The organism is Bartonella tribocorum CIP 105476 (genome assembly GCF_000196435.1).
Lineage (GTDB): Bacteria > Pseudomonadota > Alphaproteobacteria > Rhizobiales > Rhizobiaceae > Bartonella > Bartonella tribocorum.
The window spans coordinates 988,568-1,007,054 of record NC_010161.1 but is presented as its reverse complement, the minus strand read 5'-3'; the positions used below and the strand labels follow the sequence as shown (position 1 = coordinate 1,007,054).

Annotated in this window: 14 protein-coding genes; 7 read left to right on the top strand and 7 right to left on the bottom strand. The window is 36.7% G+C overall.

Translation table 11 applies throughout. From position 1 onward, the window contains the following. Positions 1-59: 59 nt before the first annotated feature. The 7 genes from gltX (BTR_RS04445) to BTR_RS04415 form a co-directional block, all read right to left on the bottom strand. Positions 60-1,433: a glutamate--tRNA ligase gene (gene gltX, locus BTR_RS04445; protein WP_012231536.1), complete on the bottom strand. Its 1,374-nt coding sequence runs from the start codon at positions 1,431-1,433 to the stop codon at positions 60-62. Between the two features lie 10 nt (positions 1,434-1,443). Beyond that, positions 1,444-3,105, bottom strand: coding sequence for an NAD+ synthase (locus tag BTR_RS04440; protein WP_012231534.1), 1,662 nt, complete (start codon positions 3,103-3,105; stop codon positions 1,444-1,446). Between the two features lie 127 nt (positions 3,106-3,232). Then, positions 3,233-4,612, bottom strand: coding sequence for a class II 3-deoxy-7-phosphoheptulonate synthase (locus BTR_RS04435; RefSeq protein WP_012231532.1), 1,380 nt, complete (start codon positions 4,610-4,612; stop codon positions 3,233-3,235). Positions 4,613-4,683: 71 nt separating this feature from the next. Then, positions 4,684-6,075 carry a glutathione-disulfide reductase gene (gene gor / locus BTR_RS04430; RefSeq protein WP_012231530.1) on the bottom strand — a complete coding sequence of 464 codons (1,392 nt, stop codon included), beginning with the start codon at positions 6,073-6,075 and terminating at the stop codon, positions 4,684-4,686. 205 nt (positions 6,076-6,280) lie between these two features. Beyond that, a complete protein-coding gene (locus BTR_RS04425) occupies positions 6,281-6,838 on the bottom strand; it encodes a DUF2059 domain-containing protein (RefSeq protein ID WP_012231528.1) in 558 nt (185 codons plus the stop codon). 97 nt (positions 6,839-6,935) lie between these two features. Then, positions 6,936-7,640, bottom strand: coding sequence for a ribose-5-phosphate isomerase RpiA (gene rpiA, locus BTR_RS04420; RefSeq protein ID WP_012231527.1), 705 nt, complete (start codon positions 7,638-7,640; stop codon positions 6,936-6,938). A gap of 296 nt (positions 7,641-7,936) precedes the next feature. Continuing rightward, positions 7,937-10,246 (bottom strand): ComEC/Rec2 family competence protein, encoded by a 2,310-nt coding sequence (locus BTR_RS04415; protein ID WP_012231526.1) that lies wholly within the window; start codon positions 10,244-10,246, stop codon positions 7,937-7,939. Between the two features lie 114 nt (positions 10,247-10,360). On the opposite strand from BTR_RS04415, the gene gltX (BTR_RS04410) reads away from it, so the two are divergent. The 7 genes from gltX (BTR_RS04410) to BTR_RS04380 all read left to right on the top strand — a co-directional run bounded on the left by gltX (BTR_RS04410) (position 10,361) and on the right by BTR_RS04380 (position 18,485). Next, positions 10,361-11,791, top strand: a complete 1,431-nt coding sequence (gene gltX, locus BTR_RS04410) for a glutamate--tRNA ligase (RefSeq protein ID WP_012231524.1) — start codon at positions 10,361-10,363, stop codon at positions 11,789-11,791. Positions 11,792-12,055: 264 nt separating this feature from the next. Continuing rightward, positions 12,056-13,351 (top strand): citrate synthase, encoded by a 1,296-nt coding sequence (gltA, locus tag BTR_RS04405; RefSeq protein ID WP_012231522.1) that lies wholly within the window; start codon positions 12,056-12,058, stop codon positions 13,349-13,351. A gap of 842 nt (positions 13,352-14,193) precedes the next feature. Continuing rightward, positions 14,194-14,946 (top strand): transporter substrate-binding domain-containing protein, encoded by a 753-nt coding sequence (locus BTR_RS04400; RefSeq protein ID WP_012231520.1) that lies wholly within the window; start codon positions 14,194-14,196, stop codon positions 14,944-14,946. A 428-nt stretch (positions 14,947-15,374) separates the two neighbouring features. Next, positions 15,375-16,127 carry a transporter substrate-binding domain-containing protein gene (locus BTR_RS04395; protein ID WP_012231518.1) on the top strand — a complete coding sequence of 251 codons (753 nt, stop codon included), beginning with the start codon at positions 15,375-15,377 and terminating at the stop codon, positions 16,125-16,127. Positions 16,128-16,204: 77 nt separating this feature from the next. Beyond that, a complete protein-coding gene (locus tag BTR_RS04390) occupies positions 16,205-16,927 on the top strand; it encodes an ABC transporter permease (RefSeq protein WP_012231516.1) in 723 nt (240 codons plus the stop codon). Continuing rightward, the gene (locus BTR_RS04385; RefSeq protein ID WP_012231513.1) at positions 16,924-17,631 is read left to right on the top strand and encodes an ABC transporter permease; all 708 of its coding nucleotides are present in this window, start codon (positions 16,924-16,926) and stop codon (positions 17,629-17,631) included. Before BTR_RS04390 ends, BTR_RS04385 begins: the two co-directional genes overlap by 4 nt. An 80-nt stretch (positions 17,632-17,711) precedes the next feature. After that, the gene (locus BTR_RS04380) at positions 17,712-18,485 is read left to right on the top strand and encodes an amino acid ABC transporter ATP-binding protein (protein ID WP_012231512.1); all 774 of its coding nucleotides are present in this window, start codon (positions 17,712-17,714) and stop codon (positions 18,483-18,485) included. The last annotated feature ends 2 nt before the right edge of the window (positions 18,486-18,487 follow it).

Below are 18,487 nucleotides of genomic sequence, written 5' to 3'. Positions count from 1 at the left end.
CCCGCGTTTCAATCTCTGTAAGCGTACAATAAATAAAAAATGCTTTTAAAAAGTTTCTCTTATTTCCTAGAGAGTCTTTCTATTACCTTTTCGCGCCCTAAAAGCTGCAAAAGCTTTCCCATTTCAGGTCCATGATCCATGCCCGTAAGTGCTTGACGCAATGGCATAAATAAAGACTTTCCTTTCCGACCTGTTTTTTCTTTTAATGCTGTCGTCCAAACTTGCCAACTTTCATCCTTCAAAACACCTTCAGGTAAGAAATTGAGTGACTGCTGCACGAATGCGCGATCCTCTTGTGCCACTGCATCAAAATTCTGTTCATCATGAATGATTTTCCACCACAAAACAGCCTCATTGACTTTATCAATATTGCTTCTTATCGCATTCCAGAAATACTCTGCTTTTTCTCCTTCAATAGAAAGATTTTTAAGACGTGTTTTAACGTCCTCATAATTTAGTTCATGAACAAGATGACTATTCAAAGTACAAAGATCTGCAATATCAAATTTTGCAACCGATTTGGATGTATCTTGTAAATTGAAATGTTCTAAAAGCGCTGCTTGATGGGGATAGGGATGTACATTTTGTGATGTTCCAATCAAAACAGCAAGACACTGAACAGCGATCGATTCAAATCCCTCTTCCCTTAGAGAACGAATAGAAAGATCATTATTACGTTTTGAAAATCCTTTTCCTAAAACTGTTGCCAATAAATTGGTATGACCAAAAACAGGTAATTCTGCATCAAGAGCTTTAAAAAGAGCAATCTGAACACCTGTATTTGTAATATGATCATCACCACGAATAATATGTGTAATGGCCATATCGACATCATCCACAACAGATGGTAATGTATAAAGATAGGTTTCATCTTCACGAATAAGCACAGGATCTGAAAGAGAAGCCAAATCAATTGTCTGCTTTCCCTTTACGGCATCATTCCAGCAAACTTCTGTTCTCTTTGTTTGCAAAGGATCATTTTCAAAATTAGGAAGAAGAAAACGCCAATGGGGTTTACGACCTTGTGATTCACAGTTTTTTTTCTCTTCTGCTGTCAATTTCAATGCTGCACGGTCATAAATGGGAGGTAGTTTGCGTGAAAGCTGGATTTTCCGACGCCGCTCTAATTCTTCCGCTGTCTCATAACAGGGATAAAGCAGACCACGTTGTTTGAGAATTTCTGCCACTTCATCATATCGATTAAATCGCTTCGATTGGTAATAAATTGCATCTGGTTGAATACCAAGCCATTCAAGATCAACAGCAATAGCATCGATATATTCCTGTTTAGAACGCTCAACATCTGTATCATCATAGCGCAAAATAAATTCTCCTTTATGCGCTTGTGCATAAAGCCAATTGAAAAGCGCACTACGGATATTGCCAATATGAATATAACCTGTTGGAGAGGGAGCAAAACGAACTTTAACCATAAAATAATACTCAACTTTTATCACGAAAATGATTGACTATGGGATAACGACGATCGCGTCCGAAATTCTTGTAACTGATTTTTACACCGGGTGCAGACTGGCGCCTTTTATATTCAGCTGCATAAAGAAGATGTTCAATTTTCTCAACAGTTTCCCGCAAATACCCACGTTGAACAATATCACCAATACTCATGTCATTTTCCACAAGAGATTGTAAGATATCATCTAAAATGGGATAAGGCGGTAGAGAATCTTCATCTTTTTGATTTTCCCGTAGCTCTGCAGAAGGCGCTTTTTTTATAATATTGGATGGAATAACAATTCCTTCTGGACCCTTTAAATGGTGCAAATAATTTTTATTGCGCCAGTCAGCTAAGGCATAAACCTGCATTTTATAAATATCTTTAAGAGGATTAAATCCACCATTCATATCACCATACAGTGTTGCATATCCCACAGCCATTTCTGATTTATTGCCTGTCGTTACCACCATTGAACCGAATTTATTTGAAAGCGCCATTAAAAGTGTACCACGTATACGACTTTGAAGATTTTCTTCTGTCACATCAGAAGACAACCCCAAAAAAACAGGTGCCATCGTATTCAAGAATGCTTCAACTGGTTGTGCAATCGGTATAATTTCATAGCGACATCCCAAAAGATCGGCACATTCTTTGGCATCTTTCAATGATTCTTGTGAAGTATAATGATAGGGCATCATAATGGTGCGGACCCTCTCAGCACCAAGAGCATCCACCGCCATTGCCGCGCAAAGTGCTGAATCAATTCCTCCGGAAAGACCAAGAATAACATCCTTAAAGCCGTTTTTATTAACGTAATCTTTCAAGCCCAAAACACAAGCTTGATAATCGGCCGCTAAATCCGTTAAGAGATTTTCATTAGGACCTGAAACATAGTGCCACCCTGTCGTTTTTCGTTGCCAATGACTTACAGAAATATGACTTTCAAAATGTTTCATTTGAAATACCATTTTGCCTTGTCCATTCAAGGCAAAAGAGCCTCCATCAAAAACCAGCTCATCCTGACCACCAACTTGATTAGCATATATAATCGGCACTCCAAATTGAAGTGCATGCGCACGAACAACTTCTATACGTTTTAAGGTTTTATTACGATAATAGGGAGATCCATTGAGAACAAGAATCATCTCAGCCCCTTTATTGCAAAGTTCTGCACACAAAGAGGAATCATTCCAAATATCTTCACAAATCACTATTCCCAATTTTATTCCATGATAATCAATCGGCTCAGGACGTGGTCCAGGAGAAAATAGACGCTTTTCATCAAACTCAGCATAATTAGGTAAATCAAACTTCAAGCTTTCGGTAATGACGCGCCCTTCATCAAGAAGCATGAGACCGTTGTAAATATTGCCATTACGTCTTAATGGAAGACCAATGATAATTCCTGGTCCGCCTACGGTTATTTTTGCTAATTTTTCAACAGACTCTTCACATGCTTTTGTAAAAGCAGGTTTTAGAACAAGGTCTTCTGGTGGATAAGCGCTTATAAAAAGCTCTGTGAATAAAACAAGGTCTGCCCCCTCTTCTTTAGCCTTTTGATGCGCCATAACGGCTAGAGAAAAATTTCCCCCAATATCACCGACAATAGGATTTAATTGGGCAACTGCGACCCGAAAGTTATTTTTCATAAGCCTTTGTATCACTTCATCAGTTTGGCAACCACAACTTTATCTTTTATCATCAAAAATATCACTTTTTTAAAAGTTCTCTTCTACCATAATGATCTAAAATAAAAAATGTCAGACAAATTTTTGCCTACCCACCAACAGCAAGCGCTAATGGATCAGTCACACGTTTTTTTTTAAGAAGTTCAGCAACAAGAAAAGCTAATTCTAACGCTTGATCTGCATTTAATCGTGGATCACATTGCGTATGATAACGATCAGATAAATCATCTACAGAAATAGCATGCGCTCCTCCCGTACATTCAGTGACATCACGACCTGTCATCTCAATATGAATGCCTCCTGGATAGGTTCCCTCTCCATGATGCACTGCAAAAAAATTCTCTACTTCTTTTAAAACATAATCAAAGGGACGCGTCTTATAACCATTAGCAGTAATGGTATTGCCATGCATTGGATCGCATGACCATATAACCTCACGCTTCTCGCGTTCAACGGCACGGATAAGTTTAGGCAGATAACTTTCAACCTTATCATAACCAAAGCGCGTAATAAGAGTAAGACGCCCCGGTTCGTTTTCAGGATTTAAAATATCAATTAATTTTAAAAGCTCGTCAGGCTCAATAGAAGGACCACACTTTAATCCTATAGGATTTTTAATGCCGCGACAATATTCAACGTGAGCGTGGTCAATCTGACGTGTACGGTCACCAATCCATAACATATGACCAGATGTTGCGTACCAATTTCCTGAAGTTGAATCAATCCGCGTCAACGCCTCTTCATAACCAAGCAAAAGCGCTTCATGACTGGTATAAAAAGATGTTTCACGCAACGAAGAATGCGTTTTGGATGTAATTCCTATGGAACGCATAAAATCAATTGCTTCAGAAATACGCTCTGCCAATAATTCATAACGTTCCCCCTGCGGACTGTTAGAAACGAAACTCAACATCCATGTGTGAACATTTTCTAAATTAGCATAGCCACCTTGTGAAAACGCACGCAATAAATTAAGTGTTGCCGCAGATTGGCGATACGCCATAGACATCCGTTGCGGATCTGGAATACGAGAATCGGCTCCAAATTCAATGCCATTAATAATATCTCCCCGATAAACAGGAAATTCAATTCCTTCTTTTCTTTCGATATCAGAAGAACGGGGCTTTGCAAATTGACCAGCAATACGGCCAATTTTAACAACGGGTTTAGAACTACCAAAGGTTAAAACAATCGCCATTTGCAAAAATACACGAAAAAAATCACGGATATTATCAGCTTCATGTTCTGCAAAGCTTTCAGCACAATCACCACCTTGCAATAAAAAAGCCTTGCCTTTCGCAACAGCTGCTAATTCATTTTTTAAATCACGTGCTTCACCGGCAAAAACCAAAGGAGGATAGCTTCTCAGCTTTCGTTCTACATCTTCTAACATAGACTTATCCGGATAAGTCGGAACTTGTTTAATTGGCCTTTCTCTCCAAGAGTTAGGCGCCCATTCTTTTATCATTATACTCTCTCTAAAAATGAAGCTTCCAAGCTTAGCATATCAAAAACTTTTTACCACACTATGAATGTTGTTTAATTTTCTATTTTCTTCCCATTTTCATATATATAACTTGGTTTATACATCGTTACCAATTCTTCTGCCATCGTTGGATGCACCGCCATCGTTTCATCAAAGATATCCTTCGTCAGCTTCCCCTTGAGCGATATTCCAATAAGCTGTGCCATTTCACCAGCATTTTCTCCTAAAATATGAGCCCCTACAACGATGCGGCTTTCACCATCAACAATGAGCTTCATAAACATTTTCTCTGAACTACCGGAAAGAACATTACGCATAGGACGAAAAACTGTACGATAAATTTCAAGACTCTTATAACGCTGTATCGCCGCTTCTTCTGAAAGACCTACCGTTCCAATCTCGGGCTGTGAAAAAACTGCTGTTGTAATTAAATCATAATTAGGTTTTGTGGGAATATTCTCAAAAGCTGTCTTAACGAAACACATTGCATCGTGTATCGCAACAGGTGTTAATTGAATATGCCCCGTTACATCCCCTACAGCCCAAATATGAGGGATATTTGTTGTCATTTTCTCATCAACAATAACAGCCCCAAACGCATTAACTTCTACACCTGCCTTCTCAAGTCCTAACCCTACTGTATTGGGCATACGCCCCGTAGCTAACATAACTTGGTCGGTGCTGATCGTTTGCCCATTTGATAAAAGAACATTATAATAATTTTCTGCTGCCTGCACTTGAGAAACTGTTACCTCATAGAGAATAGAAATCCCTTTTTCAATCATTGCATCGTTGAGTAATCGCCGCAAATCATGATCAAAATCACGGAGAATTAAATCACCACGATGAAGGAGTGTTGTTTTTACACCGAGCCCATGAAAAATATTAGCAAATTCAACACCAATATACCCTCCACCAACAATGACTATTGATTTTGGGAGTTTATCAAGATCAAAAATCTCATTAGAAGTCAGACAAAAATCACCGCCTTCTACAGTCGTATTTGGTGCAACTCTTGCCCCCGTTGCAATCAAAATTTTTTCCGCAGTTACCCGCTCACCTGTAGCAGAAAGCTTTAATGTGTGATCATCGATAAAAGTAGCACGACTTTCATAAATACGCACATTGTTATTTTCTAACCCCCGACGATACAGCCCTTCTAATCTTGATATTTCTTTATTTTTAGCCGCAACCAACTTTTCCCAGCTAAAAATTGGATCCGCATATTTCCACCCAAAACCAACGCTTTTCTTAAATTCTTTTGCATATTGTGAAGCATAAACATAAAGCTTTTTGGGAACACAACCACGAATAACACAGGTTCCCCCTATACGATATTCTTCTGCTATAGCAACACGCTTCCCAAGACCTCCAGCAAGCCGTGCTGCACGCACCCCACCAGAACCACTTCCAATAACAAATAAATCAAAATCAAAAGAGCCCACGAACTATTCCTTCTCATATATTTGCTATGATAGGCTAAAATCATTTATTATCAAATGAAAGTCTTTTTTTCTTTTAAAGAAGCATTTTTCTATAAAGCAATAGTCTAAAAAGACAGAATCTTAATTAAAATACTAAAAACGGCGGAAAAACCGCCGCTCTTAAAAAAATCAGAAATTGCCGATCTCTGCCATGATATCAATCAAATTATTTTTTATTTTCTGAAGCTTCTGATTTTGTAGGAATCGTAGAATTATTCAAATTAAGTGTTTCAGACATTTCTTTTTTCACATTTTCTACAAGATCCTGCATAAGAGTAGAACGCCATACATCAAATGCAGAATAGGAATCACGTGCAATATTGGGAACTTCTGTCAAAAACTTTTTACCGGTATCAGAATTATAAAATGCTGTGATTGCATCAAGCTCTTTTTGCGTAAAATATTTTGCATACACATGAGCAATCTCTTTTTCTAGATCAGAGCGCCTTTTAATTAAAGCAAGCGCCTGCTTATCAACGATATCAGAAATAGCTGTGGCCAAATTCGGATCATCACTGATCAGTTCATTTTTAAAATCTTGAACTGCATTTGGTAAAAAACTATCAAATTGATCCGTTGCATGAATGGCCCTAATCGCCTTTCTGGCAGAATCTAAATGTTGATCACTCACACCTTGTGCATGAACCATTCCAATATTCACCCAAAAAATGGCAATTGCACCAAAACATACGAAAAAACGCTGAAAAGAAAATATTATTCTCATTTTAATGATTACCCCAATCGCTAATTATAATTTAAATTCGTTATTCTACTTAAAATCTTTTTTATTGTGCTAACATATCACCATGTAAATGTCTTTTCTAAAAATCAAACGGTTCTAAAACTTTTATTTGACCATCCGCCATAGCAACAATTGCACGTGAAGCCATCCCCAAAAAAAGGCCATGCTCAACAACGCCAGGAATGACAAGAAGTGCATCCGATAATAATTTGGGCTGCAAGATGCACCCCCAAAACGCATCAAGAATAAAATGACCCCCATCTGTTTTAAAAGGATTTTTTCCATTCATTCGCAATACAATTTCCCCAGAAAGTCCTAAATCATCAGCAACTTTTTCGATGGCTTTGCGTGTTGTATGAACACCAAATGGATTCACCTCAATCGGGAGTGCAAAAGCACCAAGTTTTTTGACCATCTTTGTTTCATCAGCAATGATAAGCATTGCACGAGATGCTGATGCGACAATTTTTTCATATAACAAAGCTCCCCCTCCCCCTTTAATGAGCATCATCTCAGGACCAATTTCATCTGCTCCATCAATATCAAGATCCAGTTCAGGTATTTGTTCTAAAGTGCTAACAGGCACTCCAAATTTATGACAAAGTTGTTCAGAATATCGCGAAGTAGCAACACCAGTCACCCGCAGACCATCCGCAACACGCTCACCAAGAAGACGAATAAATTCATTAACAGTTGAACCAGATCCGATACCAAGCAGCATATCATCTTCAATAAATTCAAGTGCTTTAACAGCGGCTCTTTTTTTTAACTGCTGAACATCCATGAATGACTTTACCTTTTATCCGCAAACAACATTTATCACCACTCTTACCACCAATAACAATGATAATAAAAGGCAGACTCTTGACTTGAATCTATCTAAACCTAACCGTCATCTTTTTCTCGAAAAGATGTTACTCGTTATAGAAATATATGATAAGGATAAAATAGAATAATCAACAATTATCTTTTTTGTTTCTTCGAGAAAATTCGTTTTCCTCATTCACAATGAAATTGATAAACTTATCAATTAAAAAACGCAAAATATATCAGAAAAATTTTCTATCATTTTTTGTTTTATCAATTGTCCAAATATGAAAAAATGCGATAAATTATATGTTTTTTTTGTGAAGGCTGTCTGTGCATATTCCATGGTCTATGAAACCCTAGCGAAGACCAAGTAATATCCCTACTTTTAGTCATCATAACGCTTCCTCTTGATAATAATTGCTGGGGAGTAAATATTATTTTTGCCTTCTTATGACATGTTTGATTATGCACTAAAAATGTCTGAATAAGGATATCCGCCTCTATGCAGTGATCTACTTCTCCACGTAAAACGATAACTTTTAATCCATTCTCTAATAAGGATGTACATACATCATGATCACAAATAAATTGTCCATGAAACGAAGGACCATACCTTGTTGGTTTAATCGTTTCATTCAAACGAAATGACTTTTCCCATATGGATGTCGTAAACTTAGAATGATGGTAACGATCAATATATAATTTTTTATCATGAATAACGCCCACCAGACGCATATTATCTGCTATAATCAATTGTACAGGTGAATGCATAATGCAAATAGAAAAACCAGCCAAAATAAAAAGACTAAAAAAAAGCCTGATGGGTGTTTTGCAAAAAGTCAGTCCAACCAAGCCTATACTCAATAAAACCAACGCAGACAACGGCATAAAACCAGGATTCAAATCAGGAGAAATAGCCTTGATAGCGTGTGCTATCTTTATCACAAGATCAACCCCAAAACCCATAATTTGAAGGGGAAGCCATTCGAAACCTCCTAACATTGCAAGAACTGCGATTAAGCCAAAAGGAATGACCAAAATTGAAATGATCGGCAAAGCAAAGGCATTACTGATAATGCTCAAAGATGCCGTATTAGAAAAATGGTAAGCAGCATAAATTCCACTTGCACTCCCTGCTACAAACGAAGAAGCACATGTTGACAATATTGATAAAAAAGCAAAATTTATCACTCCTTCTCTTACATAAGAGGAGACTATTTTTCTTTTACGAAAAATTGATCTTCCGCTCCACCAATCAAAAAAAGCAATCAAAGCAGCTGTCGCAGAAAAGGACATTTGAAAGCTAGGGCCTAATATTTCATGAGGTCTAATCGCTAGAGTTATCAACCCCGCAATAGAAAAATTACGCATTGTTACAGCCGAGCGATTACACAATATAGCAACCAACATAACAGCAATCATCACAAAACTTCTTTGCGCTGATATTGCTAAGCCCGACAAGAGCAAATAAAAAGCTGTTATCATAAATGCAACAATAGCAGCCAATTTTTTACTGGAATAATAGGAAGAAAAAATTGGAAAAAATGCTAAAAAGCTACGGATGCTCAAAAGAACGAGACCGCTCAACAGAGCCATATGTAAACCTGATATTGACAAAATATGCGCTAATCCAGCTTTACGTAATGCTTCATTTGTCTCACTTGAAATCCCAGCACGCTGTCCTGTTATGAGAGCCGCCGCAACACTCCCCTTTTCCCCTTCAAGAGCGAAACGGATTCTTTGTGTCATCTTCATGCGTAAATTTTCAGTTTTCTGTAGAATGATAGCCAATATTCCATCAGGCTGCGAAACGGATATTTTTTTTGGTTTTCCTAGATAAACGCCTTGAGCCCCAATCCCTTTAAAATAATTATGAAAACTAAAATCGTAACCTCCTGGACGCACAGACCCAGAGAAAGCACGAAGCTTAACTTTTCCATACAAGCCATCACCAATTGCTAATCCAGAGGGCAAATATCTTGCCGATAAACGAACACGATGAAGACCATGGCGTAATATGGGTTTTTCTGTACTCAAAACATCCAATACTAAACGAAATCCTCCCTTGGTAACTGCTTCAATAGAAACAATTCTTCCTGTCAATGTAGTGATAATATCACTGCTTAACATGGGTGTTGCAATACGCCACGTTTCTATTTTTGCCGCCAAAGCCCCCAATACGATACAAAACAAAAATCCTGTAGGAATCCATATTTTTGGATAAAAACGTGCAATAGAGAATATTCCCAGAAAAATGCTAACCAATGCCCCCAATTGTTCCCAACTTGGCTCCTGATCTAAATGAAAATAAAAAATGATTCCTAGGGAAAAAAAGACTAAAATCAGTGAAAAAAGAATACCAAAAGAAACTTCTTTATTGATACAATCTGACAACCATTTTCTAACAAAAATAATTGCTTCTTTTAAGAATCTTAATAAAAAAAGTTTTTGTTGGTTATAATTGCCATTCTTTGCGTCATCACACTTAAAAAAAATACTCCGCCCTATTTGACATGCGCTTTTTCTTTCTGTAGCAGATCCTACAGATAAAGCCTCTTTAACTTTACTTTGATTAAACATTCGCAAATCCCCACTTTAACTTGCAATGCAGCTATTGCACACCCCGCTACCTATGCTAACATAACCTTTCTATAAGTTTCCATAAATAATATCTCAATTTAAAGGAAAATATTCGTGTCTGTTATTACTCGTTTTGCCCCCTCCCCCACAGGATTCCTTCATATTGGTGGCGCTCGTACTGCCCTTTTTAATTGGCTTTATGCAAAACATACCGGTGGAAAAATGCTTCTACGTATTGAAGATACAGATCGAGAACGCTCAACAGAAGCAGCGGTAAGAGCCATTATAGATGGCTTGCACTGGATGGGGCTTAGTTATGATGGTTCCCCTATTTCGCAATTCGAACGTGCAGAACGTCACCGTCAAATCGCCGAACAGTTGGTTGAAAATGGCAAAGCTTATTATTGTTATGCCTCACCTGAAGAGTTAGCTGAAATGCGTGAAAAAGCCCGTGCAGAAGGACGTCCACCACGTTATGATGGACGTTGGCGTAACCGTGATCATTCTGAAGCTCCTCAAGGTATCAAACCTGTTATTCGTATAAAAGCTCCTGAAGATGGAGAAACCATTGTACACGACCGTGTGCAAGGTGATGTTCGTTTTCCTAATAAAGATTTAGATGACTTTATTATTTTGCGTTCTGATGGTTCGCCTACCTATATGCACGCTGTTGTCGTTGATGATCATGATATGGGAGTTACACATATCATACGGGGTGATGATCATCTAACCAATGCAGCCCGACAAACGATCATCTTTAAAGCGATGGGATGGGATATTCCTGTTATGGCCCACATTCCTCTTATCCATGGGGAAAACGGTGCAAAATTATCAAAGCGGCATGGTGCACTCGGTGTTGATGCTTATCGAACAATGGGATACCTTCCTGCTGCTTTGCGCAATTATCTTGTCCGTTTAGGGTGGAGCCATGGTGATGACGAACTCATGTCACTTCAAGATATGATTTCTTGGTTTGATATTGAAGATATTAACAAAGGTGCTGCTCGTTTTGATCTCAAAAAGCTCGATTCCATAAACGGACACTATATGCGCATGAGCAATGATCAAGAACTTTTTGATGCCGCTCTTGATATTCTACCAGAAACCGATGGGGGAACAGAAATCATTGAAAGACTTGATGAACAACGCCGTGTTCAATTTTTAAAAGCAATTCCACATTTGAAAGAACGTTCAAAAACATTGTGCGAACTGATTGACAATGCCTCCTTCATTTTTACGCAACGACCATTACAGCTTAATGAAAAAGCACAAATGCTCTTAGATAAAAATGGACGAACTATTTTAAACGATCTTTATCTTGCCCTGAAAGCTTGCCCTTCTTGGGATACAAAAGCCCTTGATGAAACGCTTCGCTCTTATATCCAAACACAGAATCTCAAATTTGGATCTATCGCTCAACCCCTTCGTGCAGCTCTTACAGGATGCACAACATCGCCAGGTGTCTTGGATGTACTTATTTTATTGGGACGCGATGAATCTCTTTATCGCATCAATGACCAACTTATTACAACAGTAGGTTTATAATGTGTACTGAATATATCTCATCAATGGATATCTATGTAGATATTTCAACGTAATCTAAAAGAGTTTTTTATCTTATATCATTGAAATACAGTTTTTATTGAGTAATAATGATTAGTAAGGGAATATTTTTAGATTGCATGTCCTCACTTTTAGAGGCAAATTACCCTCAATATAAGTAAAAAAAGCTTCAGTTATTATATATCTCATACTCTGATGCAGCAGAGTCTTAATTTTTAGAAGAGAAGGATCTGAAAGGAATACCGAATGTCTGAGAATAACGCACATATTATTGTGAATGATAAAAAAGTAGAGCTCCCCTTGCGTAAAGGCACCAGTGGACCTGAGGTCATTGAAATTTCTTCTCTCTACAAAAAAACCGATATTTTTACTTATGATCCTGGTTTTACTTCAACAGCTTCTTGTGAATCAAAAATTACTTATATTGATGGCGATAAAGGCATACTGCTTTATCGTGGTTATCCTATCGATCAATTAGCTGAAAAAGGTGACTTTCTCGAAAGTTGTTATCTTCTCCTTTATGGAGAACTCCCAACACAGCAAGAAAAAAACGACTTTGATCGATGTATTATGCAACATACCATGGTCCACGAACAGTTTGCACGCTTCTTCCACGGTTTCCGCCGTGACTCTCATCCTATGGCTGTCATGGTTTCCTGCCTTGGCGCTATGTCTGCCTTCTATCACGACTCTATTGATATTACAGATCCTCACCAAAGAATGATTGCTTCTGTTCGTCTTATTTCAAAAGTTCCAACACTTGCTGCTATGGCCTATAAATATAGTATTGGACAACCATTTGTTTATCCACGCAATGATCTTAGTTATGCTGCAAATTTCCTCCGTATGTGCTTTGCTGTTCCTTGTGAAGAATATAAAACAAACCCTGTGCTTTCTCGGGCAATGGATCAAATCTTTATCCTTCATGCTGATCATGAGCAAAATGCTTCTACATCTACGGTACGTCTTGCTGGATCATCGGGTGCCAATCCGTTTGCTTGTATTGCAGCAGGTGTTGCATGCCTTTGGGGACCCGCACATGGTGGTGCCAATGAAGCATGTCTAAAAATGCTACAAGAAATAGGTTCTATTAAAAGAATTCCTGAATTTATTGCACGTGCAAAAGATAAAAATGATCCTTTCCGCCTTATGGGCTTTGGTCACCGTGTCTATAAAAATTATGACCCACGTGCAAAAATCTTGCAAAAAACCTGTCATGAGGTTTTAAAAGAGCTCAACATTCAAGATGATCCACTTCTTGATATTGCGATAGAACTTGAAAAAATTGCGCTAAATGATGAATATTTTATTGAGAAAAAGCTTTATCCCAATGTTGATTTCTATTCCGGTATTACGTTAAAAGCTCTAGGCTTTCCAACTGAAATGTTTACTGTTCTTTTTGCATTAGCGCGCAGTGTCGGGTGGGTGGCACAGTGGAAAGAAATGATTGAAGATCCTGCACAAAAAATTGGGCGTCCTCGACAACTCTACACAGGTTATGCTATACGTGACTATGTTTCTATAGACAAACGGACCAATTAAAGAAAAAAATCAATAAAGCTTCAGTCAACTGAAGCTTTATTGTAAATGATTAAAAAGTATCCTTTAAAATTTTTTACAAAACCTCATTTAAAAACTCTTTCTACAGAGATAACAGCATCATAAAAGTTTATGAAAAAACCTAAGTTTTTCCTTATAATTCTCATTATCTTTGATGAAGCGTATCTTTCATCATTCACTCATCTTTAAAAACCTTATATTTGACTCTTTATCTTCCTTCAATAAAAGGGGCTTACCTTGAGTACTTTTTACCATGTAAAAACTTTTTATTCTCTTGAAGAAATTAGAATAAACATGAAATGCACTCTTAAGACTCTCTCCCTAAAATGATATTTTTCTATAGGAATGATTATAAAAATCACTTTATAATGGCTATGTCTTGTGCAAGTACTCATCTTAACATCATTTGTTAAAGCTGCGCTTCTATTTACAAGAAAAATTTTTCCAAATACCAGAAAATAAATTCATTTTGACATTTTTTAATATCAAAGACATTTCACACAACAGATGAGAATATTGTACATTTTGTCCTGTTAAGAGCTGAAATTTTCTTTACATTTAAACGAATAGTTTTTCTTTTAAAGATAATTTATTGATTTTAAATAAAAATATTCAATCTCATCCCTTTATTAACAAGAGCTTTCCTTCTTTCCTGTATTTCTCCCCCATATTGATACGAATAAATAATTTTTTTGACAGTAATATCCAACGTAATGATAACAAAATGGAGGCAAATAAATTTTTACATTGCTCCAAAAGAACTTACGGATTATAAAAATGCCTCATGGTTTCATATTTGCCAGCTTATTGAATAGGAGAACATCATGAAGTTATTAGCAAGAGCTCTTATAATAAGTGCAACATTGTTTACCTTATCAGCCAATTCTCAAACGTTGAAAATCGCGAGTGATGCTTCTTACCCTCCGTTTAGTTATATTGACTCAAATAACGAACTTCAAGGGTTTGATATTGATATATCTTATGCACTTTGTAAAAAAATGAATGTTGAATGTACCATTGTTACGCAAGACTTCGAGGGAATGATTCCCGGTCTTCTAGCTAAGAAATATGATGCTATTATTTCTTCACTTTCTCCTACAAAAGAGCGCTTACAAAAAATTGATTTTACAGATCCTTACTACAACACAGCACTGGCTGTCATCGTTACCAAAAATTCGGAAATTAGAGAAATCTCACCACAAGCCTTTAGAGGTAAAAACCTTGGCGTACAATCAAATACAACACAAGCTGCATATGCAGAAGATCATTATGCCCCTGAAGGTGTGAATATCAAACTTTATCCTACAACAATAGAAGTGAATCGTGATCTTTTAAGCCATCGGCTTGATATCATCATCTTTGATAAATTAAAGGCATTAAATTGGCTTGAAAATGAAGGAAAAGATTGTTGTAAGCTTCTAGGAACTTTAGAAGAAACAAAATTTCCTGTCGCAATTGCACTCCGTAAAAATAATCATGATCTTAAAAACAGTTTCAATAAAGCAATAAAAGAGATACGCGCTGATGGAACCTATGATAAAATCATGAGAAAATATTTTACATTCGATATCGATTAAATATTACTGTCAATTAAAACTGAACCTTTTCCCAAAATATCTTTTAACTTCTTGTTGAACAAGAAAAAATGTTGAAAATTTAGCATTTTCATAAGAAAAATTTATATTTATCAAAAAGTTAATTTTTAATTGTTTCTCGATAATTAAATGTTTATGAAATCTAATAGCAACGATAAGATTGTATTTTTATCTTATCTCAATCTAGTTTTTTATGTTCAAAATGATTTAGACTTATTATTTAGCGTCACACAGCAGTAAGATGTTTATTCTTCTTTCAATCAATAAAAAAGATATTTTTTTGATAATAATGTCCAGCATAATAATCTAAAATAAACACCGATAAATTTTTGCATTGCTCCAGAAAAGCTTACAGATTATAAAAACGTCAATGATTTCATATTTGCCCGCTTATCCAATAGGAGAATATCATGAAACTATTCGCAAGAGCTCTTATAATAAGCGCCGCGCTATTCACCCAATTGGCTGATGCGAAAACATTAAAAATCGCGAGTGAAGGTACTTACCCTCCCTTCAGTTATATTGACTCAAATAATAAACTACAAGGATTTGATATCGATATATCTTATGCACTTTGTAAAAAAATGAATGTTGAGTGTACCATTGTCACGCAAGATTTCGAAGGAATGATCCCCGGACTTATTGCAAAAAAATATGATGCTATTGTTGCTTCCCTCTCCCATACACAAGAGCGTTTACAAAAAATTGACTTCACAGATCCTTATTACGATACAGCACTGGCTGTCATTGTTACCAAAGATTCGGGAATTAAGGAAATCTCGACGCAAAGCTTTAGAGGTAGAAATCTTGGTGTGCAATCAAATACAACACAAGCTACTTATGCAGAAGATCATTATGCCTCTAAAGGGATAAAAATCAAGCTCTATCCTTCCACGATAGAAGTGAACCGTGACCTTTTAAATCATCGACTTGATTTGATTATTGTTGATAAATTACAAGCATTAAACTGGCTTAAAAATGAAGGTAGAGATTGCTGTCTCCTCTTAGGAACTCTGGAAGAAACAAAATTTCCTGTTGCTATTGCTCTGCGTCAAAACAATAATGATCTTAAAACTAAGTTCAATGAAGCAATAAAAGAGATCCGTTTGGATGGAACTTATGAGAAAATTATGAAAAAATATTTCACAAGCGATATCTACTAAATATCACTATAATATTTCAATGAAGCCCACTGTTTATTTCTAAAACGTTATCTAACTCTTTCATGAGGAACACGAGGATGATTGAAAATTTAGCATTGCTATCATTTAGCAATGGTGGATGGGGAATGGTTATACTTTCTAGTGCAGGAATGACTTTGTCATTGGCGTTATGTTGCGGCCTTCTAGGACTTCCTCTAGGGCTTCTAAATGCTGTGATGATTCGATCCAATATTAAGATGGCTAAAGCTATAGCACATCTCTTTTCAACAGTGTTTCGTGGGCTACCAGAGCTTTTAACCTTGTTTTTAGTGTACTACGGATTACAAAGTCTCATTCAAAATATCTTTGACTATTTTAATCTTGAAGTCATGTTCAGTATCAATGCTTTTGTTGCTGGTGTTCTTGCATTGAGTATGGTTTTTGCCGCTTTTTCTTGTGAAGTTTGGCTTGGAGCATTCAACATTTTTGATAAAGGACAATATGAGGCGGCCAAAGCTTTAGGTCTTTCACGATCAACCACATTTTTTCGTATTGTCTTCCCTCAACTCATCCGAAATGCCTTGCCAGGACTTTCCAATAATTGGCTTACTTTACTGAAAGATACATCCCTCGTTTCAACTATCGCGCTTGTTGATCTCATGCGACAAACGAATTTAGCTGTCGCTGCGACCAATAAACCCATGCTATTTTACCTTGTCGCATGTTTACTCTATTTATTATTTTCAGCATTTTTTGCTGCAATCTTACGCCATTTGGAAACATACACTCAAAGAGGCTATAAAAAGGTAGCAAGTCAATGATTCCTGAGTGGCTTTATTTCATTTTTAATCCTGATCTTTTAAACCGTTATGGGTCCAAATTTATTGATGGTTTCATTGTTACTGTTGAACTTGTCTCTATTTCTTGTTCCCTTGGTTTTTTCCTTGGTATGCTTATTGCTTTTGCACGTTTATCAAAGAATATGTTTTTACAATATTTTGCAAATGCTTATGTCTATTTTTTTCGTGGTTCTCCTTTATTAGCCCAACTTTTCCTTTTTTATTATGGGCTTGGTTCAATGAATAATTTTTGGCAACAGATTGGTCTATGGTGGTTTTTTCAAAACGCGTGGTATTGTTGTCTTTTTATTTTCACACTCAATTCTGCTGCTTATCAATCTGAAATCTTTAAAGGAAGTTTTCTATCCGTAACAACTGGGCAACGTGAAGCATCAAAAGCTTTAGGTCTGAGCAATTCTGTCACATTTTTTAGAGTTATTCTTCCACAAGCAATGATTGTCGCATTACGTCCCTTAGGAAATGAGTTGATTTTAATGATTAAATCAAGTGCCATTGCCTCACTTGTTACTGTTTATGATTTAATGGGGATTGCCAAACTCACTTATTCACGTACATTCGATTTTCAAGTTTACGTTTGGGCCGCTCTTATCTATCTTTTTATTGTTGAACTCATTCATCGCTTTATTGTTTTTATCGAACATCACCTCACGCGATATTTACGATAAAATACAATGATCATAAAAAACTTTACCAAACCAAAATGTTGAATTAATCAGTTTATTCATCAATGAAAGAATAAAACAAGATGAATTTAGAAAATAATCTACCGATCTCTCCCAGTAAAAATTCTGTAATCTCCATTCGAAACCTCAATAAGTGGTATGGAGATTTTCAGGTCTTACACGATATCAACTTTGATGTTCAAGCTGGTGAACATATCGTTATTTGTGGGCCATCCGGATCAGGAAAATCAACCTTAATTCGTTGTATTAACCAATTAGAACAAGCAGAAAAAGGTTCAATTTATATTCATAACGTTGATATCCATACCGCTCCTATACAACAGCAAAAAAATGTCCTGCGAAAGATAGGAATGGTTTTTCAGAACTTTAATTTATTTCCCCACATGAGTGTTATACAAAACTGTATTTTAGCCCCTATGACAGTTCAAGGACTTTCCAAACAGCAAGCAAAAGAACGGGCGATTCGCTATTTAACGCATGTCGGTATTGAAAAACACTGTGAAAAATATCCTTTACAACTTTCTGGGGGACAACAACAGCGTGTTGCGATTGCCCGTGCACTTTGTATGGAACCTGAAGTCATGCTTTTTGATGAACCCACTTCAGCTCTTGATCCGGAAAGTGTGGGAGAGGTTTTGGAAGTGATGGCTCAATTGGCCAATACAGGGATTACAATGCTTTGTGTTACCCATGAAATGGGCTTCGCAAGAAAAGTATCAGAAAGAATACTCTTTCTAGAAAATGGAAAAATTGTTGAAGACACAGCCTCTGACAAATTCTTTACCAACCCTAAAAGTCAGCGTGCCCGTGATTTTCTTGCTAAAATTAAGCATTAGTC

Bases quoted from the DNA above. Each gene is read 5' to 3' on its own strand.
- BTR_RS04390 (WP_012231516.1), top strand. From the start codon at position 16,205: ATGATTGAAAATTTAGCATTGCTATCATTTAGCAATGGTGGATGGGGA.
- BTR_RS04385 (WP_012231513.1), top strand. From the start codon at position 16,924: ATGATTCCTGAGTGGCTTTATTTCATTTTTAATCCTGATCTTTTAAAC.
- BTR_RS04380 (WP_012231512.1), top strand. From the start codon at position 17,712: ATGAATTTAGAAAATAATCTACCGATCTCTCCCAGTAAAAATTCTGTA.
- BTR_RS04395 (WP_012231518.1), top strand. From the start codon at position 15,375: ATGAAACTATTCGCAAGAGCTCTTATAATAAGCGCCGCGCTATTCACC.
- rpiA (WP_012231527.1), bottom strand. From the start codon at position 7,640: ATGGATGTTCAGCAGTTAAAAAAAAGAGCCGCTGTTAAAGCACTTGAA.
- gltA (WP_012231522.1), top strand. From the start codon at position 12,056: ATGTCTGAGAATAACGCACATATTATTGTGAATGATAAAAAAGTAGAG.
- gltX (WP_012231536.1), bottom strand. From the start codon at position 1,433: ATGGTTAAAGTTCGTTTTGCTCCCTCTCCAACAGGTTATATTCATATT.
- BTR_RS04440 (WP_012231534.1), bottom strand. From the start codon at position 3,105: ATGAAAAATAACTTTCGGGTCGCAGTTGCCCAATTAAATCCTATTGTC.
- BTR_RS04435 (WP_012231532.1), bottom strand. From the start codon at position 4,612: ATGATAAAAGAATGGGCGCCTAACTCTTGGAGAGAAAGGCCAATTAAA.
- BTR_RS04415 (WP_012231526.1), bottom strand. From the start codon at position 10,246: ATGTTTAATCAAAGTAAAGTTAAAGAGGCTTTATCTGTAGGATCTGCT.
- BTR_RS04400 (WP_012231520.1), top strand. From the start codon at position 14,194: ATGAAGTTATTAGCAAGAGCTCTTATAATAAGTGCAACATTGTTTACC.
- BTR_RS04425 (WP_012231528.1), bottom strand. From the start codon at position 6,838: ATGAGAATAATATTTTCTTTTCAGCGTTTTTTCGTATGTTTTGGTGCA.